The following is a 20,529-nucleotide window of genomic DNA, read 5'->3' on the forward strand; positions in this document are numbered from 1 at the left end:
TGTTTATTGAACGTGAGAACTGATATGGAAGCGGAAGAGATTATCGACATGCTGCGCGACAGCAACCAGCCTGTACCCGTGCCCCTGGATTTACCGGATGAAGATGTGCTGGTGGAAGTAGAAGAGCAAATCCTGTTACCCATCCCCCGCGATATGCGGACCTACCTGCTCGAAGCCAGTGATGTGATTTTTGGCTCACTGGAACCGGTCACGGCAGCTGATCCGTATTCCCACACCTATCTGCCGGAAGTGGCTGCGGTGGCTTGGTCACTGGGCGTGCCCCGTTATCTGGTGCCCTTGTGCGAGGACAACGGCAGCTACTATTGCGTCGAGCCGGAAGGTGAGGTGGTGTTGTGGCGTGACGGCGACCTGACGGATGAAACCTGGCCATCCGTGTGGCATTGGATTCACGATGTCTGGCTGGAGAGCTGAGCGCCGTTCTCCAAGCCGCAGATCGTCGATCACAATGCTCATATTTATCGTATATTTTTGTTAATCCCCTGCCAGAAGCTGCTCTTTTCGGGTAAGTTTGACCAGAAGATAACAACCCATAAGAGAGTAAAACATGCGTTTACACCATCTGGCTGTCCTGGCCGCCCTCACCTTTACCACCGCGTGCAGTGCCACCGATCCCATCGCCCAAACCCCGCGTGAAAATCCGGATGAAAAAGTCTGGGTCGACCTGTTCAACGGGCGCGACCTCAACGACTGGACCGTCAAGATCAACGGTTATCCGGCGGGCGAAAATGCTTTTAATACCTTCCGTGTGCAAGACGGCATCATGCAGGCCCGTTACGACGAATACAGTGAATTCGGTAATCACTTTGGCCATATCTTCTACAACGGCGGCCCTTACTCCCATTACATCCTGCAAGTTGAATATCGCTTTGTCGGCGAACAGGTCAAGGGTGGTCCGGCTTGGGCTTGGCGTAACAACGGCATCATGTATCACGCCCAATCGCCGCTGGAGATGGGTGTTAACCAGGATTTTCCTTCCTGTATCGAGTACCAGTTGCTCGGCGGCGACGGCGAGAAACCCCGCACCACGGCCAACCTTTGTACGCCTGGAACCCATGTGGTTATCGACGGCGAGCTGCGCACCGATCACTGCATCGTTTCTACCAGTAAGACTTACCATGGCGATCAATGGGTGACGATGGAGCTGCATGTGGAGGGCAATAAACTGGCCCAGCACATCATTGATGGTGAGGTGGTCATGGAATACAGCGGTATGCAACTGGACGACGGAACGCCGCGCGACAGCGGTTATATCGCCTTTCAGGCGGAAACCCACCCCACGGATATCCGGTCGGTGCGTATGTTGAATCTGGAGGGGTGTATGGATGAGAGGGCGAGTAACTACAAGTCTTATCTGGTGAAACACGATCCTAAGGCTTGCCGTTATTAAGGTGGCGGGTTATTGGTGCCACAATACGTTTTGGAAGGGGAGAGAGGGTTTCGAAAACGCGGTGAATACGTCCCTGTAGCTCCCTCACGTCGTCCCTGACGTGAGGGTTTCGAAACCCTCTCTCCCCTTCCAAAACTCACATTGAGTTAAGTGAGTAGATGGGCAGTTACCCCCCAAAAATTTGTTATGGACTTTGAGGGGTAAATAATAGGTTAATGCTTCTCCGCCTCTTCCTCTTCCCCGGTCAAGGTCACCAGATACGCTACCAGGTCACGCAGTTGGGCGCGGTCCAGCAAGTAGCCCATGGGCGGCATACCCGACACACCCGGTTCGATTTTGCTGATATCGGCTTTTGCCAGTTGATGGGTTTTGTCTGCGGCGACCAGGGTGATCTCCGTTGCTGTTTCTGCTTCAAAGAAGCCTTCGATACGTTCGCCGTTGGGCATTACTGCGGTAATGCGGCCGAAGCCGGGGGCGATGCGGGCGCCTGGCGCAACCATGGCTTCTAACAATTGTTCGCGGGTTAAGGTGGTGCTGATGTTGGTTAACACTGGTCCGACCATAGTGCCGCGATGGCCGACCATATGGCAGCGCACACATTGGGCGGCGCTGTTGTAGCGGAACAGGTCCTGTCCGGCTTGCACATCGCCGCCGAGTAGAGCCTCGCGATATTTTTCCAGCGGATTGTTGGGGTCTTTGCGGCTTTCGTAATCTGCCAGCAACGTTTTCAGCTCGGCGGTATCGGCTTTTTCCGCGGCGGTAATGACTTCCAGTTGCACAGCTGGCTCAATCTTGTCATCAATCAGCGCTTGTACTTTTTCTGCCAGCACCTGGTGTGCTTCCGGCGCCTCGACATTGGCGAGGGAGATGTAGGCCGCTTGCTGTTCGCCGACACTGCCGGTATCCAGCAGGATGCGATGCATCTCTACAACATCCTTAACCGGCAGGTCCAGGGTGGGCAGCAAGCCCAGAGCGGTCATGCGCACGTCCTGGTCTTTATCATTCATGGCGGCAAAGACTGCGTCGCCCATGGCTTCATACTGGAGTTTTTGCAGATTATTCAGCGCTGCGATGCGCACGCGCGGACTCTTATCCTTACGCATCACCTCATTCAGTTGTGTCAGGGCTTCGGTGAAACCGAGGTCACCCAGCGCAAAAACAGCGGCTTCGCGTACCGCCGGCGTGTTGTCCGCCAGCAGCGCAGGGTAGGCGGCTTGCAGCGCGACACGTGCGTCGTCAGCATTGTTTTTAATGGCGCCGCGATATTGGCCAGTGACCCGATCAAATGCTGAGGTTTCGCCCCAAACACCCAGCGCTTTTATTGCCTCGGCGCGCAAATCGCCCGCCTCTTTTGATTGGGCAAAATTAACCAGACGTGTCGCGGCGTCGGGGGTACCGACATAGAGATTGGCATTGATAACACGGCGCAACAAAGGTTCGTTGGTAAAGCGGGCTTGCTCCAGCATCCGGGCCAATACAGGCAGTGCTGGCTTAACAAACGCATCATCGTTGATGGCGCGCGCCGCGTTGGTGACCACAAACTCACTCTTGTCGCTCAGGAACCGTTCCAGTTCGGGGCTTTGCATGCGACGCAGTGCAATCACGGCGGCGATGCGTACAGCTTCCGAAGAATGGTTGGCCAGTTCCGCCAAAGCAGCCTCATTGCCGATGCGACCCAATGCGATAGCACCGGCCTGGCGCAGATAAATATCCTGATCATTGTTCTCAGTCAGCATGGCCACCAGCGGCGCTATGGCACTATCCGCGCCGATACGGCCCAGGGCTTGGGCGGCAAAGAATACGGTGCGGGGATTATCGTCAGACAATGCCTTGATCAGCAAATCAGTCGCTTTGGCATAGGTCACATCGCCGAGCAAACGCGCCGCCTGGGCACGGATTTCCGGATCTTGATCGCTTAGCAGCGCGACCAGCGGTTCGGCGTGAGCCTGATCCTGGCGCGCCAACTGGCCCAATCCCCACATGCCGTGGATGCGCGCCAGTTGATGCTCCTGTTGTTCAATCGCGGCCAGCAGCGCAGGCACCGCCTGGCGTTCCGCCAACTCAAACTGGGCTTTCTGGCGGACGCGCATATCGGGATGTTGCAACAGGGACGCTAATTGTTCTGGCGTGTGTTGACTGAAATCCTCGGCCAATTTGGCCTGGGTATCCCGGCGTTGCTCACTGCCGATCTCGGCGGGTTTATCCAGCTTCCAGATGCGGCCCTTGCCATTGCGGCCCCAGCCTTCAATCCAGTCGCTCATATAGAGTGCGCCGTCCGGGCCGAAATCGAGGCCGGTGCCTTGTACGCCGCGAAATACCTTTTTATCGCTGGTGAGCTTGAATGACGCACCTTCAGGTTCGAGGGTAAATGCATTGATGCCAGAGCGCGGCGCCGAGCCCACAAACTCCACCACAAAGAAATGATTCTGCCATTCTTCACCCAGCGCTGTACCGGGGTTGTAGACCATGCCAGCCGGACCGGAATGATAGGGTGCCAGGGGTGGCAGGAGATGCGCCGCCTGGTCTTTGAAATGGGGCTTGTAGTAACTCTCGTCCATCCACACCTTGTAGGTGTTGTTTTTGGGATCTTTGTATTTGCCCAATTGCCAATTGATCCGCCAGCCGCTGTCCGAGCCATCAATCAAATAAGCCAGGCGCTCGAACTCTCCCTCATGGTCGCCATCGTTGTCGACGGTGATCAGGTTGCCGTATTTATCAAAGGTGAATTCATGGGTGTTGCGTAGGCCATGGGCGAAGACTTCAAAGTTGGAACCGTCCGGTTCGCTGCGAACAATGACGCCCTGATCGGGGTAGTTCCAGTGTTTGCCTTTGGCGTCGGTGGTGTTCAGGCCAATATCGCCGATACCGTAATAAATACGGCCATCCGGCCCGACCGTCATACCCGACATGCCGTGCCCGCTGAAGCCGATATGGATAGAAAAACCGTCAGCCAGTGGGGTTGTGGTATCTGCCGCGCCATCGCCATCGGTATCTTTTGCTTGCCAGGAGCCGGGGCCCACGGCGAGGAAAACTTCATCGCGGTGGTTGTGATATTCGATACCGCCCAGTACATCGGTGACCTCTTCGTTGAAGTCACGCAGGAAAACCTGTGAGTGATCTGCGCGGCCATCACCGGATTTATCCTCTAGAACCAGGACTTCTTCCTTCTCCACCGCCAGGTCGCGCCAGTCGTGGGAGCCGTCTTTATTGCGGTCCGGCAGCCAGGTGTTTTGCTGGCTCTTTTCCGGCGCCAGTTCGCTACGCAGGAACTGGCGACGATCCTCCACTGAGCGGAATGCTACCGATGGGAATTCCCACTGCGGGTAGCCACGAATATCAAATTCGGAGTTGTTGCTGCGGTTGGTAACGGCGACCCAGACGCGATTCCGGTTATCCACGCTGATCGCAACCGGATCACCCAACAATTTTTCCGAGGCCCAAAGCTGGGCTTCCAGCCCCTCTGCCGGTACCAGATTGACTTGCTGGTTGATGCTGGCAGCGGTTTTTTTTGCTTCATCGTCAGTCACCTGACGTATTTCCAGCGCGGCTTTCGAACTTGCACTGCTGGCTGTCTCCGTCGGCGGCGGTGTTTGCGGTGCTTCGGGTGAACAGGCAGAGATCAATAACAGAGGTAATAGCAAGATGGATGACGAGCGAATCAGGGAATAGGTTTTTTTCATGGACATCTTCACAAGAGGGTTAGTTATTGTGTGGTTATCTTATTTATATGGCTAAGGCTAGCGGGAGTATAAGTGAATGGCTGCCACTCGCGTTGAGCCTAGACATTACTTAACAAAAACTCACGCCAGCCTCTGGTAGGGCTGAGCGGATGAGAACCAGATCTCACTCTTCGATCCTCTTGTCGCTGTCGGACTGGAGACTTGTGTGCCATGCGCTACACTAACAGTTACCCGCGTTAACAGCGCACCTGCTGTTATCAGACGACGTTCTCTCTGGACCACACTTACCGTGCATGTATCAATATTGTCCGCCCGCGCTGCCGGGTGGCTCGCTGGATCAGTCGCTCTGTTTTTGGCATCCGTCAGTGATGCCCAGACGGTCTATGCGCAAACGCATCACGAAGTGGGCCAGACCGAAAGTACACCTGCGTCAGCCAAGCCCAACAGCTTCAGCGACGGCAAGGCGGACAAGGCAAAGCCGAACCTGAGGGTCTACAAATACAATAAAGATGGGGTTGTTTCTTTTTCGGATCGGGCACCTATGAGCACCCGGTACGAAGTGGTCACCTACAGTTGTTTCGCCTGTAATCCCGCTTCAAAGGTCGATTGGTACTCCATCAAACTGAACACCCACGCATTTACCTATCCCATAGATTCAGCGGCCCGGAAACATGATGTTGATCGCGCCTTGGTTCGTGCTGTGATCCATGCGGAATCGGCCTTTCGTGAAAGTGTTATCTCACGCAAAGGCGCGGTGGGGTTGATGCAGTTGATGCCGGGTACGGCGCGGGATATGGGCGTGAAAGATGCTTTGTCGCCCGCCCAGAATATCCACGGCGGGGTCAGGTATCTGGCTTATCTTCTGAAACTTCACGGCGGGAATATCACGCTGGCCGTGGCTGCCTACAACGCCGGGCCCGGCGCGGTGAAACGCTACGATGGTATACCGCCCTACGCTGAAACCGAGGCTTACGTTAAGCGTGTGCGTATCCTGCACAAGCGTTATAAAGATGCGCTGGCGGAGATCGATGTGGCCAAGGCTTCACATCAGGCAAGCAATTTTTAATTATTCGTCCGCTGTACCCCCCCTCAATCCATCCTGAAGAAAATTAATTTAAACGCCGTTTTGACTAAACTTTGCGCAATTTTTGCCGCTATCCACATTATTGGCTTGTGGAGGAGCTACGCGAATGATTGTCACCAATGCCACGATTGCGATGGCCAGTCGCCATCAATACCAGGAAACCCATGAGCTTGAAGAGCGTTTGCTCATCCTGCCGGAGGCAAGGGATGCAGTTGCATCGCCACATACACAGGCGAGCCAGCCTGCCCCGGTCAATATTTCACCCCATGGCTTTTCCCTCAACCTGCTGGCCTCCCAGGTTAATCGACAGCGTTTCGATCTAACTACAGGGCTGGACGCCCAGTCCCGTATCAACCTCCTGATCTTGCAAATGATGTTTGAACAGGTCATGGGCCGGCCGCTGCATCTGATGGCTCCGGCGGATGTGAATCAGAGTGAGCGGGGAGCATCTACCTCGTTGGACCTGGCGCTACCGCTGCCGCCGACAACGAACGCCACGGCTGGAGGCCTAGTTTATGAGCGACGGGAACGTTATCGGGAAACTGAGCAACTGGTATTTCAGGCTACCGGGCTTATAGAAACAGCGGATGGCCGCACGATCAGCTTCGGCTCCAGTTTGCGCATGTCGCGCGATTATTACGAAGAATCCAGCCTAATTATTCGGCAGGGCCAGGTGGCCAGCATTGATCCGCTGGTGATTAACTTTGACGGCAAAGGTGCTGCCTTATCGCAAACCCGATTCGCCTTTGACCTGGACAGCGACGGTACCGAAGACCAGATTGCCATGCTCGGCTCCGGCAGCGGATTCCTGGCGCTGGATCGCAACGGTGACGGCACCATCAACGACGGCAGTGAACTCTTTGGTCCGAGTTCCGGGCGCGGCTTTGAAGAGCTGGCGCAGTATGATGAGGACAGTAATCAGTTTATTGATGAGGCTGACAGCATTTATTCCCGTCTGCGCATCTGGCTCATGAACGAAGATGGTTCCAGTCAATTGGTCGGTCTTGGCGAAAAAGGAATAGGTGCCATTTATCTTGGCCATGTCACCAGTCCGTTTCAATTGAAGGATCAACAAAACCGATCATTGGGAGAGGTGGTTAATAGCGGCGTTTATCTGACGGAGACGGGCGAGGTTGGGACGGTACAGGAGATTAATCTGACGGTGTGAGTTGAACTCCGCTCCACTCAATCCTCACGACGAGGTGTGACGACTCAGGTACTTCGTAGTCCGTTTGTCATTAGGGCATGTATTTCAAAAACGCATAAATACCTCCCTGTAGCTCCCTCAAGTCGTCCGTGACTTGAGGGTTTTGAAATACATGCCCTAACGCCAAACTTGGATTGTGTGCGGGACGAGCAAATGGTGCTCCACATCCCTATGGGACAAGATCTATCAAGTCCTAGTAGACATACACCGCGCCAGCCGAAGGCGCGGAATCATCATTCTGATCCCCATTCACCCCGGTCGCATTGCTCGGATCGCGATAACCGCCGACCGCCATGGTGCCGCCATCTGTGCTGAGTCCCAGACCTGACCCAAAACGATCGCCGCCACGGGTGTTAGAGGGTTTTACATAACTGGTTTGGGTCCAGTTGCCGGCATCCAGGCCAAAGACATACACCGCACCGGTGTTAGAGGTGTTGTTATCACTTTCATCACCATTAATACCTTTTGAGCTGCCTGCCTCAATGATAGTGCTGACAGCAAGGCGGCTTCCGTCGCCAGACAGTTTTACCCGATGACCAAATTGATCATTGGTTTCGGCGTTGGACGCTTTGATATAAGCATTCTGGGTCCAGGTGGTGCCGTTGTGGGTGAATACATAAACCGCACCTGATGAGAAAGCGCCATCGGATGGATACAGCAGATCAAGTTGTACCAGGTCGTAATCAGACGGGTCGCCGTTAATGCCAGTCGTACGGCTCAGGTCGCCAATACCACCGACCGCCAGCGTATTTCCATCAGACGACAAATCCACACTGTGGCCGAACTGCAGCGCCCAGGAGACATAATCCGGTTTCAGATAGGTTTCCTGCGTCCAGGTGCTCTCGGTACGGGTAAATACGTACACCGCACCAGCGTTGAGGTATTGGGTTCCAGTCTGAGTACCTACTGCATAATTATTGGCCTGGTCTCCGTTCACACCCGTGGCATCGCTATCTTCACCGGGTGCGCCGACGGCCAGTTTATTGCCATCCGCAGACAAAGCGACGCTAGCACCGAAGCTATCTCCCGAACCGGCGTTGGATGCTTTGATATAGGTTTGCTGCATCCAGACACCTTCAGCGCGTGCGAATACATAGACAGCACCGGAGTTGGAACCACCGGGTGTGGAGCTGGAGCTGGATGAAGAGTTGCTGGTACTGCTGGACGATGAGCTACTGCTTGACGAGGAGCTGCTCGATGAAGAGCTGGTGCTGGATGCGGCGCTCGAAGGCGAGGCGTTGGCATTTTCGCAACGCGCTGGATCGCTGCTGGAACTGCTGAGCGTGGGAATGCCAGCGACAAACGAGGATTCATTCACAGTGCCAACCGCCAGGGTATTGCCATCGGCGGAAAGCGCCAGGCTGTAACCAAACTGATGATCCAAAGAGGTGTTAAAAGGCTTCAGATAAGCTTCCTGGCTCCAGGTAGCTTCACTGCGCGTAAAGATATACACAGCACCTGCATTGACCTGGCCGTGTTTAACCTTGTCTTCGTCTTCGGTGTCGATGTACTTGTAATTGCCTTGGTTACAGTTAATGCCGGCGCCGGAGCTGTCTTCCATCAGGGCAGTGACCGCAAGGGTATTGCCGTCATCAGACAGGGCCACACGGTAACCGAAACGGTCATTAGGCAGAGTAAGGTCTTCATCGTCGTTCGGTTGCTCAGTATTGGAGGCTTTGATGTAGGCTTGTTGCGTCCACACGCCCTCAGTCAGGAAAAAGACATAAACGGCACCGGAAGAGGGGCTGGTATTACTGGTTTGCGAACCGTCAACACCCGTGGCATTGCTGTCTTCAGCCGGGGCGGCAACCACCAGGGTCTGTCCATCGGCAGAGATATCCAGGCTCCAGCCAAACCAGTCACTGGTCTCGGTATTGGACGCTTTAAAGTAGCCAATAGCCCCTAACATGGCGTCGGGGGTAGTGGCGGGATTGGAGTCTGTTTTATCGGTACAGTCTTCGGAGAGACAGGCTTCAACATAATAGGTGGCGTTAAGCCAGTCATGGAGGTGAACGCTGATAGTATCGGTAGCACTGGTGCTAGTCAGATCGGCACCGACCTGCACAAACCCGCTGGTGCCATCCGCATTCTTATACAGGCGGTAAGACAGGGCACCTTCCACCGGTGTCCAGCTGAATGACAGGGTTTTGGGCGAATTCGCCGTCACATTGATGTCAGGCCACACAGCGTTGGCGCTGGAACTGGATGAACTGCTGGAGCTGGACAGGCTGGAAGAACTGCTGCTGGGGTCGGGAAATACATCATCATTTTTATCGCTGCCACCGCAGGCGGTCATTACCAATGCGCTGGCTAAAAGTGAAAAAACAAGGGCGCTACGACTAAGCAAGCGCTGGATTCGATCAATATTCATGCAGCCTGTTCCTGATAGTAAAACCTAGCCGGCGATTCTGTGTGTCGTAGGGCGCGGTGTCAATCCAAACACACAGATATCTGCTGGTGAGGTTAGGTTTGCGTAAGGGCGCTGTTGGCGCGGGAATTAGGACTGCGGGCCAACCCAATTGGTTCAGGAATTCTCGGAAGCCGTCGGGAAAAGCAGTACTGCCGGGCGGTTGTGGGCTATTAAATATCCAGGCGGCGGGGCTGGGCCTCAGGGTTGTCCCCATCGGCTAGCCGCACAAAGTTTTACAATTCATTTACTCCTTCTCAGGATAAAACCCTTGTCCCTGGCGGATATGTCGGTTACTTCTCAAACGCTTCGCCTAATTGTTGCTCAATAGCTGAAGATTTTAACGCCATACGTGTTATTATCCGCCGCACATTTTCGCGACCGCTGCAACCCATAACATTAAGACCGGTGCAGGATGGCGTTTCCAGGGTGGTTCTCAGGATAATTTATGACGACCGTTAGCGACTTGATGAGCTCAGTGGGTTCCTCTGCCAGGGAAGACGACCTTTTGGTGGATGTGGTTGCCACCATGCGGGCCAACAACCATTCCTGTGCGGTTATCACGGCCGACGGACTGGTTAAAGGAATACTGACCGAGCGCGATCTGGTCGTAGCTTATTCGCGTGCGCTGCAAACCGGGGTGATCGATAGCTGGGAGGTGTCATCAATCATGACGCCCGATCCGGTTTGTGTCAGCCAGGATGCCAGCCTCTTTGAAGCCTTGCGGCTCGCCCGTACTCACCATGTGCGCCATCTGCCCGTGATTGATGGCCAGGGCTACCTGGTGGGCATGGTCACCCATACCGATATGATCAATCTTTACGTCGATATTCTTGAGCAGCAGTCAGCGCTTATAGATGCCAATACCGAGCTGCGCGCCCAGTCGCGGGAAGATCCACTGCTGCGGATTGGCAACCGGCGCGCGATGCAAGCGGATATGGCGAAAGTGGCGGCAACGGCCCATCGTACCCGCCAGGGTTATGCCATTGCTTTACTGGATCTCGACTACTTCAAACCCTTTAATGATCACTATGGTCATGTGGAGGGTGATCATGCCTTGCAAGCGGTCGTGGCGGCCATCAAAAATACCATGCGCCATGGCGACACACTTTACCGTTACGGCGGTGAAGAACTGTTGATGCTGTTACCCGGCTCCGACATCGGCGACGCCAGTCATGCTGCGGAACGGGCGCGTCAGGCTGTGCAGCTCCTCGCCCTGAGTCATCAACATAGCCCCTACAACATACTCACCATCAGCGGCGGCATTGCCAGCGCCCGCCATATCCATGCGGATGAATTGATTGCCCAGGCAGATAAAGCGCTGTATCGAGCCAAGGCTGAAGGACGTAATCGTATCTGCGGTTCGGTCGAGCTTGCGTCCGGTGTGTCAGTGGATACGCTGGCGCCGCGCTGAAAATCTGCTTGTGCTGGCAGGGAGAGTTCGCGAGCCTCGGTGGTGCAGTCTATGCTTGAACCATATGAGCAAAAATCCTGCTTGCGCCGGCCCTGAACCCCAGCAGTTCGCACAGGACATAACGACACCCCTCACGAGGTCCTGGTGTGGCGACACATTTTTTGACTTGGTTTGATCACACCGGTATGGCGCTAGCGCATTTCTTCGGTGTGGCGCAGTTAGACAATCCTCCCAGCGGTGTTACCTTTATTGCACTCGCGACCTTTGCTATCGCCGCTGTCCTGACAGTTCTTGTGTTAGCCGTACATGGATTTCTGCGCTATCGCGCATTGTATCGCCGCCTGCAATATCAACAGGTGCAACACAAAACGGTCTTTGAAACCGCCCTGCGTGAAAGCGAAGAAAAATTCCGCTCGCTGGTCGGTAACCTGCCGGGTATTTCATACCGTTGTTTGCCGGACAAAGAGTGGACCATGTTGTACATCAGCGATACGGTGGAAGAATTCACCGGCTACCCTGCCAGCGAATTCATGCGGCAAGGGGGCATAACATTCAGCGATGTGGTGCACCCGGATGATCGCGACCGCATCGGTTTACAAATTCTCAACAGCGATAAAACATTTGAAGTGGAATATCGCATCATTCACAAAGACGGCCGGGTTTTTTGGGTGTGGGAAAATGGCAGCCTGATTACCAATGATGTGGGGGAAATTGTATGGCTCGATGGGGTCATCCTGGATATTTCCCAGCGTTATGAGATGGAGCAGGTGTTGCGCCATGAAAAATTAAAAGCAGAGCAGGCCGCAGCCGTGAAGACAGAATTTCTGGCAAACATGAGCCACGAAATTCGTACGCCCATGAACGCCATCATCGGGTTCATTGATATCCTCTTGCAAACCCCCTTGAGCGCAGAACAAAAACAATACCTCGATACCATTGATCACGCCTCTGCGTCTTTATTGCATTTACTCAACGACGTGCTCGATACCGCCAAATTGGAGCGTGGTGTTGTTGAGCTGGAAGACGTTAACTTTTCGTTGACCGAACTGCTTTATCAGGTGCTTGCGACCTTCAAAATCAATGCTGAACAAAAAAGCCTGGCGCTGCGCCTGGCGTATTCCTCCGGCATGGGTGAATTTTTTCGTGGCGATGAACAACGTTTGCGGCAAGTCTTGGTGAACCTCGTCGGTAACGCAGTGAAATTTACCGAGCGCGGTGAAGTGGTTGTCAAGGTATCTGCCGATGAAGCGTTCATCTGTTTTGCCATTCAGGATACGGGCATTGGCATTCCCGCTAATCGGCTGGAACATATATTCGATCCTTTTACACAAGCGGATGCTTCCATGACACGCCGTTTTGGCGGTTCAGGTTTGGGTACTACCATCAGCAAACAGTTGATCGAGTTGATGGGCGGTACTATTACTGTCACCAGTGAGGTGGGCAAGGGGTCGACCTTCACCTTCCGTATTCCATTAGCGCAGGGCGAAATCCACTCCCGCTCATCCAATCGACAGCAAATGACACTGCCGCCGTTGCGTATTCTGGTGGTTGATGACGTGTTACCAAATGTGCAGTTGTTGGAAATCTTGCTGCGCAAAGGTGGCCACGACATTAGCTCAGCGATGGATGGCGCTGAAGCCTTATCGGCGTTTAAGCAACACACCTACGACGTGGTATTGATGGACGTGCAGATGCCGGTGATGGACGGTTTGGAATCCAGTCGGCTGATGCGCCAACACGAACAGGAAAATCAATTAAATCCCACGCCGATCATTGCGTTAACGGCCAGTGTATTGGATGCGGATAAACTGGCCGCGCGCGACGCGGGTATGGATGGTTTCGCCTCCAAACCGATCAACCTGTTTGAGTTGCAATCGGAGATGGCGCGCTTGCTGGGGCTCAGGTTGCAGCCATCTGTCGCGCCACCTGCGATGCCGACATCGACAGCGGTGCCGATCTCGCTGAGTGCAGGTCTTGCTTTGTGGCAGAGTGAAACCTTTTATTACAACGCACTGCGTCAATTTATCGCGGAAAACCGATCGCTGGTGGAGAATCTGGAGGCTGCGTTGGTTGATCGCAATGTGTCTGCCGTTGCACAGTTGCTGCACCGGGCGCGTGGGGCGGCTGTGAATCTTGCCTTACCGGAATTGACGGAAGCGCTCAAACACGTTGCGCAAATCCCGGTTGAAAAACTGCAAGGCGATGCCTGGCGCAAGCAGCGTGCAGAATTGGAAGTGGTTGTCGAACATTTAATTGATGCCGTTAATGCGTTGCCACAGTTGCGCGAAATTGCAATGCCACAATTATTGGTTGGTGCAGAGGAAAGCAGTCAGGCTATGACGCATTTGACCCGCGCCTTGGGGCGCGGTGAGCTGGATGAAAAATCCTTGCGCATTCTCCGGCAGGCGTTTCGTGAAGCACCACAGCAGATCATTCTCGACCGAATCCAGCAGGCGATGATGGATTTTGAATTTTCCACCGCATTACATCACCTTGAGGCTTTGCAGCAAACATCTGGGGCAGCAACATCTGCCCGATAGCCGATATCAACAATAATCAATAATGACATCGCGAGAGTCACATCATGACAACTGACTTCAGCATCACGATCCTGGTGGTAGACGATGAGACAACCAACCTGAATGTATTGCGGCAAATACTTAAACAGCACTACCGTTTGCTATTTGCCAAATCGCCGGAAAAAGCGCTGGAGTTGGCCGAGACAGAGTTGCCGGATTTAATACTGCTGGATGTGATGATGCCGCAGATGAACGGCTATCAGGTGTGTGAGCGGTTGAAGCAAAATATACTTACCCAACATATCCCGGTCATTTTTGTCAGTGCATTGAGTGATGCGGCTGAAGAAGCCCAGGGTTTTGCGGTGGGCGGAGTGGATTACATTACCAAGCCGGTGAGTGGAGCAATTGTCCGTGCGCGGGTTGCTACGCATTTATCGCTGGTGCAGGTCGATGAGTTAAAGAAAACACGTTTGGAAATCGTGCAGCGTTTGGGGCTCGCTGCTGAATATAAAGATAACGAAACCGGGCTTCATGTTATTCGCATGAGCCACTATTCCCATATCATCGCCCGCGCTGCCGGTTTTGATGAAGCAAGGGCGGAAGATTTGCTCCATGCAGCGCCTATGCATGACATCGGTAAGATCGGTATCCCCGACTGTATCTTGCAGAAGCCGGGTAAATTAACGCCGGAAGAATGGGCGATCATGCGTGAACATCCTGTCATTGGTGCGCGTATTATCGGCGTACACACTATCGGACTTTTACATATGGCTCACGATATTGCCTTGACGCATCATGAGCGTTGGGATGGCAGCGGTTATCCCCGTGGGTTACAGGGCGAAGATATTCCGGTCGTGGGTCGTATCGTGGCGGTGGCGGATGTCTTTGATGCACTGACCACTCAGCGGCCGTATAAAAAAGCCTGGCCGCTGAATGAGGCGATTGCTTACATCCGTGAGCAACGCGGTAAACATTTTGATCCGCGTTTGGTTGAGGTGTTTCTTGAACAGCTGCCGGCAGTACTGGAGGTTAAAGAACGTTGGGCGGAAAAAATATAAATTCGCTTTTTAGCTAGGCGCTTCGTCATCCGTTTGGCATTAGGCCTTTTGTTTCGAAAACGCATGAATACGTCCTTGTAGCTCCCTCAAGTCATCCTTGACTTGAGGGTTTCGAAACAAAAGGCCTAACGCCAAACTTGCATTGTGGAAAATTACAATGTCTTTAAAAACTCAACCAACGCTTTGCGTTTTTCATCGTTGATGGGCGGAAGTTTACGCATCACCACCTTGCCTTCGGCATCTTTAATCAATTGACCCTGCTCATCGAAAACGGCAACCGGTGTAACGCCCGCAGCGTATTCATGACCTTTGTTGGCGTTGCCTGGTAAGCGCGTGTCCAGCACAAATACATTGGGATAAGTTTGCGGATCGCGTTGCACAAGTCCTACTTTAACCGGGTCAAGTTCTCGTGAGCCCAGGGTAAATTGATTGGCTCGGCATACTTTTCCAGCAGCAATCTCGGCATCACTGCAGCTTGGTAGAAACAGTTCATAAAGATTGGCTACAGAACCGTTGTGCAGATATGGCGCTGTTGCCCAGATGCCATTCAAGGGACGAGCCTTGTAGGCCATCAGGGTTTGAGGGTTGGTTTTATCGACATACTCGAAGTCCAGCAATCGACGGGTGGATTGAATCTGCACGCTGGAACGCCAGGTAGTGTGGTCAGCCGTACCCTCATTCTGTTCTGTTTCTTCCGCTTGCGCTGCACGTATAACCCCTTCGGTCACATCGCGCACAGCGGCCAGGGCCGATACCTGTGCCGCAAAAACCCTGGCTGGTGGTTTGAGTGAAACCTGGCCTTCGAGGTAACCGCTCTTGCCCGCGTAATGCAAAGCGTTGTGAGCCATGGCGGGATCTGTATTCAAGGGTTGCAGACTGGCGAAGTGCGCAGTGATGCGTCGATTCGGGTCAGTGCGATCAATCAATGCGTGGCAGGTATGGCACTGGTATTCGGTGTAAACCGCAGCGCCTTTTTCTGCCAGCTCACGATTGATCGGCGGCAGAATATTTTTATTGGCGAGTTCTTGCCAACTGGGTGACCAGAGTTTTTCCAGGTGGATTTCCAGCCGCTGCACATTGCGGATGTTGACGGAAGAGCGGTAGCCGGCATCGGCGGGCAAACGCTGTAAATCTAAAGTGGCAAACACACCGATGGCTTGTCCCACATTGCGCGACAAGGTGCCGTCACCCTCGTTATCACCGACACCGTTCCATTGCACAAAATCATGCTGGGGTGTATCCCATAATTGCGGATAACTGACCGGTGCGTTGGCGGGGTTGGTGTTTTCCACACCGGGTGTGAGATGGGCGAAAACCCGGTTGTAGATCCGCCCGAATGCATCGAGGCGTCCGTAGCCGTAGGGTACCGGTTGAGCGTCGGCATAGGATGCGTTAGCGGTGTTATAACGGCGCAGGTTTTGTTCCAGGTGTTTCACTTCATCGAGCAGCGCCTGCTGATCTTCAGGCGTAGCTTTATCGAGAAGCCTGGCGGCGAGGCGCTTGAATTTTTCCGGATCTTTGGTGGTGGCCTCCAGTGCTGCTGCCAGTTCGTTTAACAACTTGTCCATATCCGACAGCGTTGGTCCTCCATCAATCCGAATCGCAACACCCTGATAATTAACCTGGCCGGTGTGACAGGCTGCGCAAGTCAGGCCAACATATTCCTTGCCCTGATATCTTTCCTTGACCCAGCCCAGCGGTAAACCATCAGGGTTAGCGCGTGAGGGCTTTTGAACAAGGTAGCGCAAACGGTCCATGTTATCGCTGGCACGAAACAATGACTGGCTATTCGCTTGTTCCAGATGCAGGAAAATGTTGTAGGGCAGGAGGTGAGAGCCTTGGGCCGTATTATAGAACCACAAGCTGTCGTCGGGGTCCCAGTTTTGCTCGGGATACACCACGCGCGATGCCTGGTCGCCCAAGGTGTCTTCGGGTAACAACAAGGCTTTGCGGTGTGTGTCAAAAACATCCTGGGAGAGAGATGTACAACCAGACAGCATCAGCGTCATTAGTGACATCAGAGATATAAAACGAATCATGTTTCTCATGGTGTTTCCTTACGATAAATCGATGAGTTCAGGTTTAGCCTGTCGGGGGCTGCTGCATCAGTAGACTTCAGTTGTTCCTTCCGGCTGCGGTGGTCCATTGTTGCCAGTCCAAAACCGCCTGACAACGGGTACTCACAGGAAAGCGCAAACAAAAAGTTTATTTTGGCGGATAAATCACTGCTAACTCAAGTCTATGATGAATTCGCTTGCGCATGAGCTGTTTGTGCGTAAACTGCCGCCCCCTATTTGATCGGGTTTTTAGCCCGGCATGATTATCGGTACGGAGTTGCTCAATAGGGGCTATTCCTATAACAAGGTCATTCTCGCATGCATCATCATTCCTGTTTTACCCGGCTGGAACTTGATAATCGCCTCGGTCAAAAGGTTTTTCTAGGCGTTACCCATATACCCACAGAGATGCGCGATTACGTTTTTGTTACCGCATTAAGCCAGCAGGCATCGAGTTTTGTCGGAAAAAATGCCGACCATTTCGCGTTTCAGTTATTGCACCGTTTTCAACTTGACACGAAGCGTTTTGAATTGGTGGAATTGCGCAGCGCGGCGGACGAGCAAAGTCTGTGGCGTTGGCGTTTTGAGTGGGTGGGTACAACGCCGCTGTCGGGCAGGGGCGAACTCATCACTTCTCCTGTGCAACGACAACAACTAATGCGCTTGCTCGATCCCGATGATCAACTGAAGGCTGCGGCCACCTGAACGGCGAAATTAAACGCGATGAAAACCAACTGTTTGCCAAAGATGACTTCCGTGCTGTTACTCGACAGAGACAACGTGGAAGTGGGTGTTGACGTTAAAGTGCTGGCGTTGGCCGGGACCGTTGCGGTTTTTATGTCGGACAGGCAAAACAACACCAGTAGTTCCATCTCACGTAATGCCGCCACCTATCTGGCGCAATTAGCGCAGCGTTTGAGTTTGCATCCGGTCAGCACACAATTTTATCGCCACGTTTATCACCCTCAACAGGGCAGTATGTTTGGTCGCTTCGATATCGTGTGGAGTGATGCCGACCTGGTGAGCTATAAATTTGTCATGCTGAACAATCTGGACGAAGGCAAGCGCTTGCAAGACTGGATTGTCAAGGCAACGGTCGTGCCTATTACCTACGGCCAAACCCGGAATCTGGCCAAACCCCGGGAGATTTCTCCCGCAGCGGGTTACTAACCTTCACCATTATTAATCCCATCGAGGATGCTTGCCTGTACGGCGGGCTCTTTCCCGCGCAAAACACGCACCCCAATCAGTAACATCAGGCTCAGGATTGCCAGTGGCAAACTGCCCCAACGCATAAAGGGTGTCATTCCCTGGGCAGCGTAGACTGTGCCAGTCAAGGTTTCGGTAGCAAAGGTGTTGCTGAAGTTGATGATGTGGCCTTTTTCATCAATGAAGGCGCTGCTGCCGTTGTTGGTGCTGTACACCAGGTAACGACCAGTCTCCAGAGCACGCATCTGCGCCATCTCCATAAACTGTAACGGCCCAATGGAATCGCCAAACCAGCCCAGGTTACTGATGGTCAGCAATACCTGAGCATCCCTCGCACTGAATGCCACTAGATCCGGGTACACCAGTTCATAGCAAACTGAAGGCGACACAGCGACCTGATCAATTTGAATACCGCGTTGTTCCATCGGACCAAAAGCAATAATGGACGTGGGCAAATCAAAAAAGTGAATCAAACCGCGCAGCCAGTTTTCCAGGGGTACATATTCGCCAAAAGGCACCAGACGACGCTTGTGATAAATCCCCATGGCATCACCGAACCCGGCAATCGAGTTGTAGTAGCGATCATCGTGTGGGTTGTCGTAGATAATGCCGGTCATCAGGCCCGCACCAGACGCGGTGGCGCGATCATTCATTTCGTTCAGGAAAGGCAGGGCCTGATGATAGGTCAGGGGAATGGCCGCTTCAGGCCAGATAACCCAATCATTTCCCCAAAGATCTTCCGTCATGGTGCGCAGTAAATCCAGGGTAGGCTCAACAAAGGCAGCGCTCCATTTGATGTCCTGGGAGATGTTCGGCTGCACCATGGCGACTGTGATTGGCTCGTCATCCAGTTGGGTCCAGGAGACTTCTTTCAGCATAAAACCGCTGATCCAGGCTGCGACCACCAAACCGCCCACCCATGCCAGGGTTGGTTGCCGCCACTGCCAGATTACCTGGGCCAGTACACCTGCCGTAAGGGCACAGATAAAGCCCAATCCGATCACCCCGACCAAGGGAGCCCAACCCGACAATGGCGTATGCAGATGCGCATAACCGCTGTATAACCACGGGAAGCCGGTTAAGAACCAGTAGCGAAAACATTCGCCCAGTAACCAGCAGGCGGGGAAAGCAATCACTAAACTCCAGCGCCAGCGACTGAACCAGCGTCCGTATACATAAAACGGCAGGCTGAACATCAGGGCCATAAAAAAAACAAATATCAGTGTCAGAAAGCCGGCCAGCAAGATCGATGCCCCGCCGAAGTTATGGATGCTCATGTAAATCCATGACACCCCCACCCCGTATAATCCTACCCCGAAACACCAGGCGCGTTTAAAGACTTGTGCCAGCGAGCCCTGCTCAAGTAACAACGCCAGTAGCGCCATACCGCCAATGCCCAGAGGCCAGAGATTGAAGGGCGCGAGACTGAGCGGAACCAGTGCCCCGGCAATCAGTGACAGAATGCAGGCAAGCCAATTGGGTAAGGCCCGAAGACGCAATGCAAAAGGTGAAGCCGTCATGTAGAAAGGTTCGTCGCAGAAGTTGAAAGGAGCTGCTAAAAAAATCCCGCCGGAGAGGGCGGGATTTTTTGCTATTTGTTGACCGTCAACCTTAGCAGATGTATTTGTCGGTTGTCTGCATAGAGCACGCGGAACTGGAAGTTGTCGATAGTCGCCACTTCATTCCGTTTGGGTAGATGGCCAAACTCCTGCATCAGAATACCGCCGATGGTATCGAAGTCATCTTCGCTCAGTCCTGAACCAAAGAACTCGTTGAAGTCTTCGATGGGGGTGAGTGCCTTGATGATGTAGTCCGTTTCGCCGACGCGCTTGATGAAGTCATCGCTGACTTCTTCATCGGTTTCATCTTCAATATCGCCGACAATTTCTTCCAGAATATCTTCAATGGTCAGCAGACCGGAGATACCACCGTATTCATCGATCACCAGCGCCATGTGATAACGCTTTTCGCGGAACTCACGCAGCAACACATTGACGCGCTTGCTTTCGGGAATGATGTTGGCTGGACGCAGGATATTTTCCAGGTTGAACTCTTGCTGGTTATCCAGCAGCAACCGCAGCAGGTCTTTGGCGAGCAGAATGCCGCGAATATCGTCAGCCGACTCGCCAATCACCGGGAAGCGGGAGTGACCGGATTCAATGATCTTGGGTAAAAATTCCTGGGGTGTATCGTCAATCCGCACGGCGACGATTTGGGAGCGCGGCACCATGATTTCACGGGCCTGCAAGGAGGACACGTCCATGGCCCCTTCAATAATACTCAAGGCTTCCTGATCCAATAGCTGGTTATTGGCGGCATCCTTGATGATGTCCAGTAATTCTTCGCGGGATTTAGGTTCAGCGCTAAAGGCATGGAGCAGTTTGTCCAGCCAGGACCGGTCTTGTTTTTCTATGCGGTCCGCTTGGCGCTGAACGCTGCTACTCGTGGGATCGTCCGACATGGTAATGCTTTCCTGTGATATAGAA

Annotated in this window: 14 protein-coding genes; 9 read left to right on the forward strand and 5 right to left on the reverse strand. The window is 53.4% G+C overall.

Features of this window, described 5'->3' with window-relative positions; all coding sequences use genetic code 11:
* Positions 1-24 precede the first annotated feature (24 nt).
* Positions 25-432: an SMI1/KNR4 family protein gene (locus CBR65_RS20765; RefSeq protein ID WP_087468634.1), complete on the forward strand. Its 408-nt coding sequence runs from the start codon at positions 25-27 to the stop codon at positions 430-432.
* 133 nt (positions 433-565) lie between these two features.
* A complete protein-coding gene (locus CBR65_RS20770) occupies positions 566-1,408 on the forward strand; it encodes a DUF1080 domain-containing protein (RefSeq protein ID WP_087468635.1) in 843 nt (280 codons plus the stop codon).
* Between the two features lie 212 nt (positions 1,409-1,620).
* Here the strand turns inward: CBR65_RS20770 and CBR65_RS20775 are convergent, their stop codons facing one another.
* Positions 1,621-5,088 carry a PVC-type heme-binding CxxCH protein gene (locus CBR65_RS20775; RefSeq protein ID WP_232461268.1) on the reverse strand — a complete coding sequence of 1,156 codons (3,468 nt, stop codon included), beginning with the start codon at positions 5,086-5,088 and terminating at the stop codon, positions 1,621-1,623.
* Positions 5,089-5,377: 289 nt separating this feature from the next.
* Here CBR65_RS20775 and CBR65_RS20780 point away from each other — a divergent pair, with 289 nt between their 5' ends.
* Positions 5,378-6,154 carry a lytic transglycosylase domain-containing protein gene (locus tag CBR65_RS20780; RefSeq protein WP_232461269.1) on the forward strand — a complete coding sequence of 259 codons (777 nt, stop codon included), beginning with the start codon at positions 5,378-5,380 and terminating at the stop codon, positions 6,152-6,154.
* Positions 6,155-6,278: 124 nt separating this feature from the next.
* Positions 6,279-7,340, forward strand: coding sequence for a hypothetical protein (locus tag CBR65_RS20785; protein ID WP_087468637.1), 1,062 nt, complete (start codon positions 6,279-6,281; stop codon positions 7,338-7,340).
* 232 nt (positions 7,341-7,572) lie between these two features.
* Here the strand turns inward: CBR65_RS20785 and CBR65_RS20790 are convergent, their stop codons facing one another.
* A complete protein-coding gene (locus CBR65_RS20790) occupies positions 7,573-9,750 on the reverse strand; it encodes an FG-GAP repeat protein (protein ID WP_087468638.1) in 2,178 nt (725 codons plus the stop codon).
* Between the two features lie 484 nt (positions 9,751-10,234).
* Between CBR65_RS20790 and CBR65_RS20795 the strand changes: the two genes are divergently transcribed.
* The 3 genes from CBR65_RS20795 (at position 10,235) to CBR65_RS20805 (ending at position 14,777) form a co-directional block, all read left to right on the forward strand.
* Positions 10,235-11,200, forward strand: a complete 966-nt coding sequence (locus CBR65_RS20795) for a GGDEF domain-containing protein (protein WP_087468639.1) — start codon at positions 10,235-10,237, stop codon at positions 11,198-11,200.
* Between the two features lie 146 nt (positions 11,201-11,346).
* Positions 11,347-13,740, forward strand: coding sequence for a PAS domain-containing hybrid sensor histidine kinase/response regulator (locus tag CBR65_RS20800; protein ID WP_087468640.1), 2,394 nt, complete (start codon positions 11,347-11,349; stop codon positions 13,738-13,740).
* A gap of 44 nt (positions 13,741-13,784) precedes the next feature.
* Positions 13,785-14,777: an HD domain-containing phosphohydrolase gene (locus CBR65_RS20805; RefSeq protein WP_087468641.1), complete on the forward strand. Its 993-nt coding sequence runs from the start codon at positions 13,785-13,787 to the stop codon at positions 14,775-14,777.
* 152 nt (positions 14,778-14,929) lie between these two features.
* Here CBR65_RS20805 and CBR65_RS20810 read toward each other — a convergent pair whose 3' ends face one another.
* Entirely contained in the window at positions 14,930-16,825 is a 1,896-nt protein-coding gene (locus CBR65_RS20810; RefSeq protein ID WP_087468642.1) for a di-heme-cytochrome C peroxidase, read from the reverse strand.
* A 327-nt stretch (positions 16,826-17,152) separates the two neighbouring features.
* On the opposite strand from CBR65_RS20810, the gene CBR65_RS20815 reads away from it, so the two are divergent.
* Together CBR65_RS20815 and CBR65_RS20820 are read left to right on the forward strand one after the other, a co-directional pair.
* Entirely contained in the window at positions 17,153-17,539 is a 387-nt protein-coding gene (locus tag CBR65_RS20815; RefSeq protein WP_087468643.1) for a hypothetical protein, read from the forward strand.
* 51 nt (positions 17,540-17,590) lie between these two features.
* Entirely contained in the window at positions 17,591-18,004 is a 414-nt protein-coding gene (locus tag CBR65_RS20820) for a hypothetical protein (RefSeq protein WP_157672177.1), read from the forward strand.
* Here the strand turns inward: CBR65_RS20820 and lnt are convergent.
* On the reverse strand, positions 18,001-19,563 hold the full coding sequence (lnt, locus tag CBR65_RS20825; protein WP_087468645.1) for an apolipoprotein N-acyltransferase: 1,563 nt from the start codon (positions 19,561-19,563) through the stop codon (positions 18,001-18,003). The two genes, CBR65_RS20820 and lnt, sit on opposite strands and share 4 nt — an antisense overlap.
* A gap of 71 nt (positions 19,564-19,634) precedes the next feature.
* On the reverse strand, positions 19,635-20,504 hold the full coding sequence (locus tag CBR65_RS20830) for an HlyC/CorC family transporter (RefSeq protein ID WP_198300830.1): 870 nt from the start codon (positions 20,502-20,504) through the stop codon (positions 19,635-19,637).
* Positions 20,505-20,529 lie beyond the last annotated feature (25 nt).

The sequence above is a fragment of the Cellvibrio sp. PSBB006 genome, from assembly GCF_002162135.1.
Taxonomy (GTDB): Bacteria; Pseudomonadota; Gammaproteobacteria; order Pseudomonadales; family Cellvibrionaceae; genus Cellvibrio.

Excerpts from the sequence above, each read along its gene's own strand:
- CBR65_RS20765 (WP_087468634.1), top strand. The coding sequence starts at position 25 with ATGGAAGCGGAAGAGATTATCGACATGCTGCGCGACAGCAACCAGCCT.
- CBR65_RS20785 (WP_087468637.1), top strand. The coding sequence starts at position 6,279 with ATGATTGTCACCAATGCCACGATTGCGATGGCCAGTCGCCATCAATAC.
- CBR65_RS20790 (WP_087468638.1), bottom strand. The coding sequence starts at position 9,750 with ATGAATATTGATCGAATCCAGCGCTTGCTTAGTCGTAGCGCCCTTGTT.
- lnt (WP_087468645.1), bottom strand. The coding sequence starts at position 19,563 with ATGACGGCTTCACCTTTTGCATTGCGTCTTCGGGCCTTACCCAATTGG.
- CBR65_RS20805 (WP_087468641.1), top strand. The coding sequence starts at position 13,785 with ATGACAACTGACTTCAGCATCACGATCCTGGTGGTAGACGATGAGACA.
- CBR65_RS20770 (WP_087468635.1), top strand. The coding sequence starts at position 566 with ATGCGTTTACACCATCTGGCTGTCCTGGCCGCCCTCACCTTTACCACC.
- CBR65_RS20830 (WP_198300830.1), bottom strand. The coding sequence starts at position 20,504 with ATGTCGGACGATCCCACGAGTAGCAGCGTTCAGCGCCAAGCGGACCGC.
- CBR65_RS20810 (WP_087468642.1), bottom strand. The coding sequence starts at position 16,825 with ATGAGAAACATGATTCGTTTTATATCTCTGATGTCACTAATGACGCTG.
- CBR65_RS20795 (WP_087468639.1), top strand. The coding sequence starts at position 10,235 with ATGACGACCGTTAGCGACTTGATGAGCTCAGTGGGTTCCTCTGCCAGG.
- CBR65_RS20775 (WP_232461268.1), bottom strand. The coding sequence starts at position 5,088 with ATGAAAAAAACCTATTCCCTGATTCGCTCGTCATCCATCTTGCTATTA.
- CBR65_RS20815 (WP_087468643.1), top strand. The coding sequence starts at position 17,153 with ATGCATCATCATTCCTGTTTTACCCGGCTGGAACTTGATAATCGCCTC.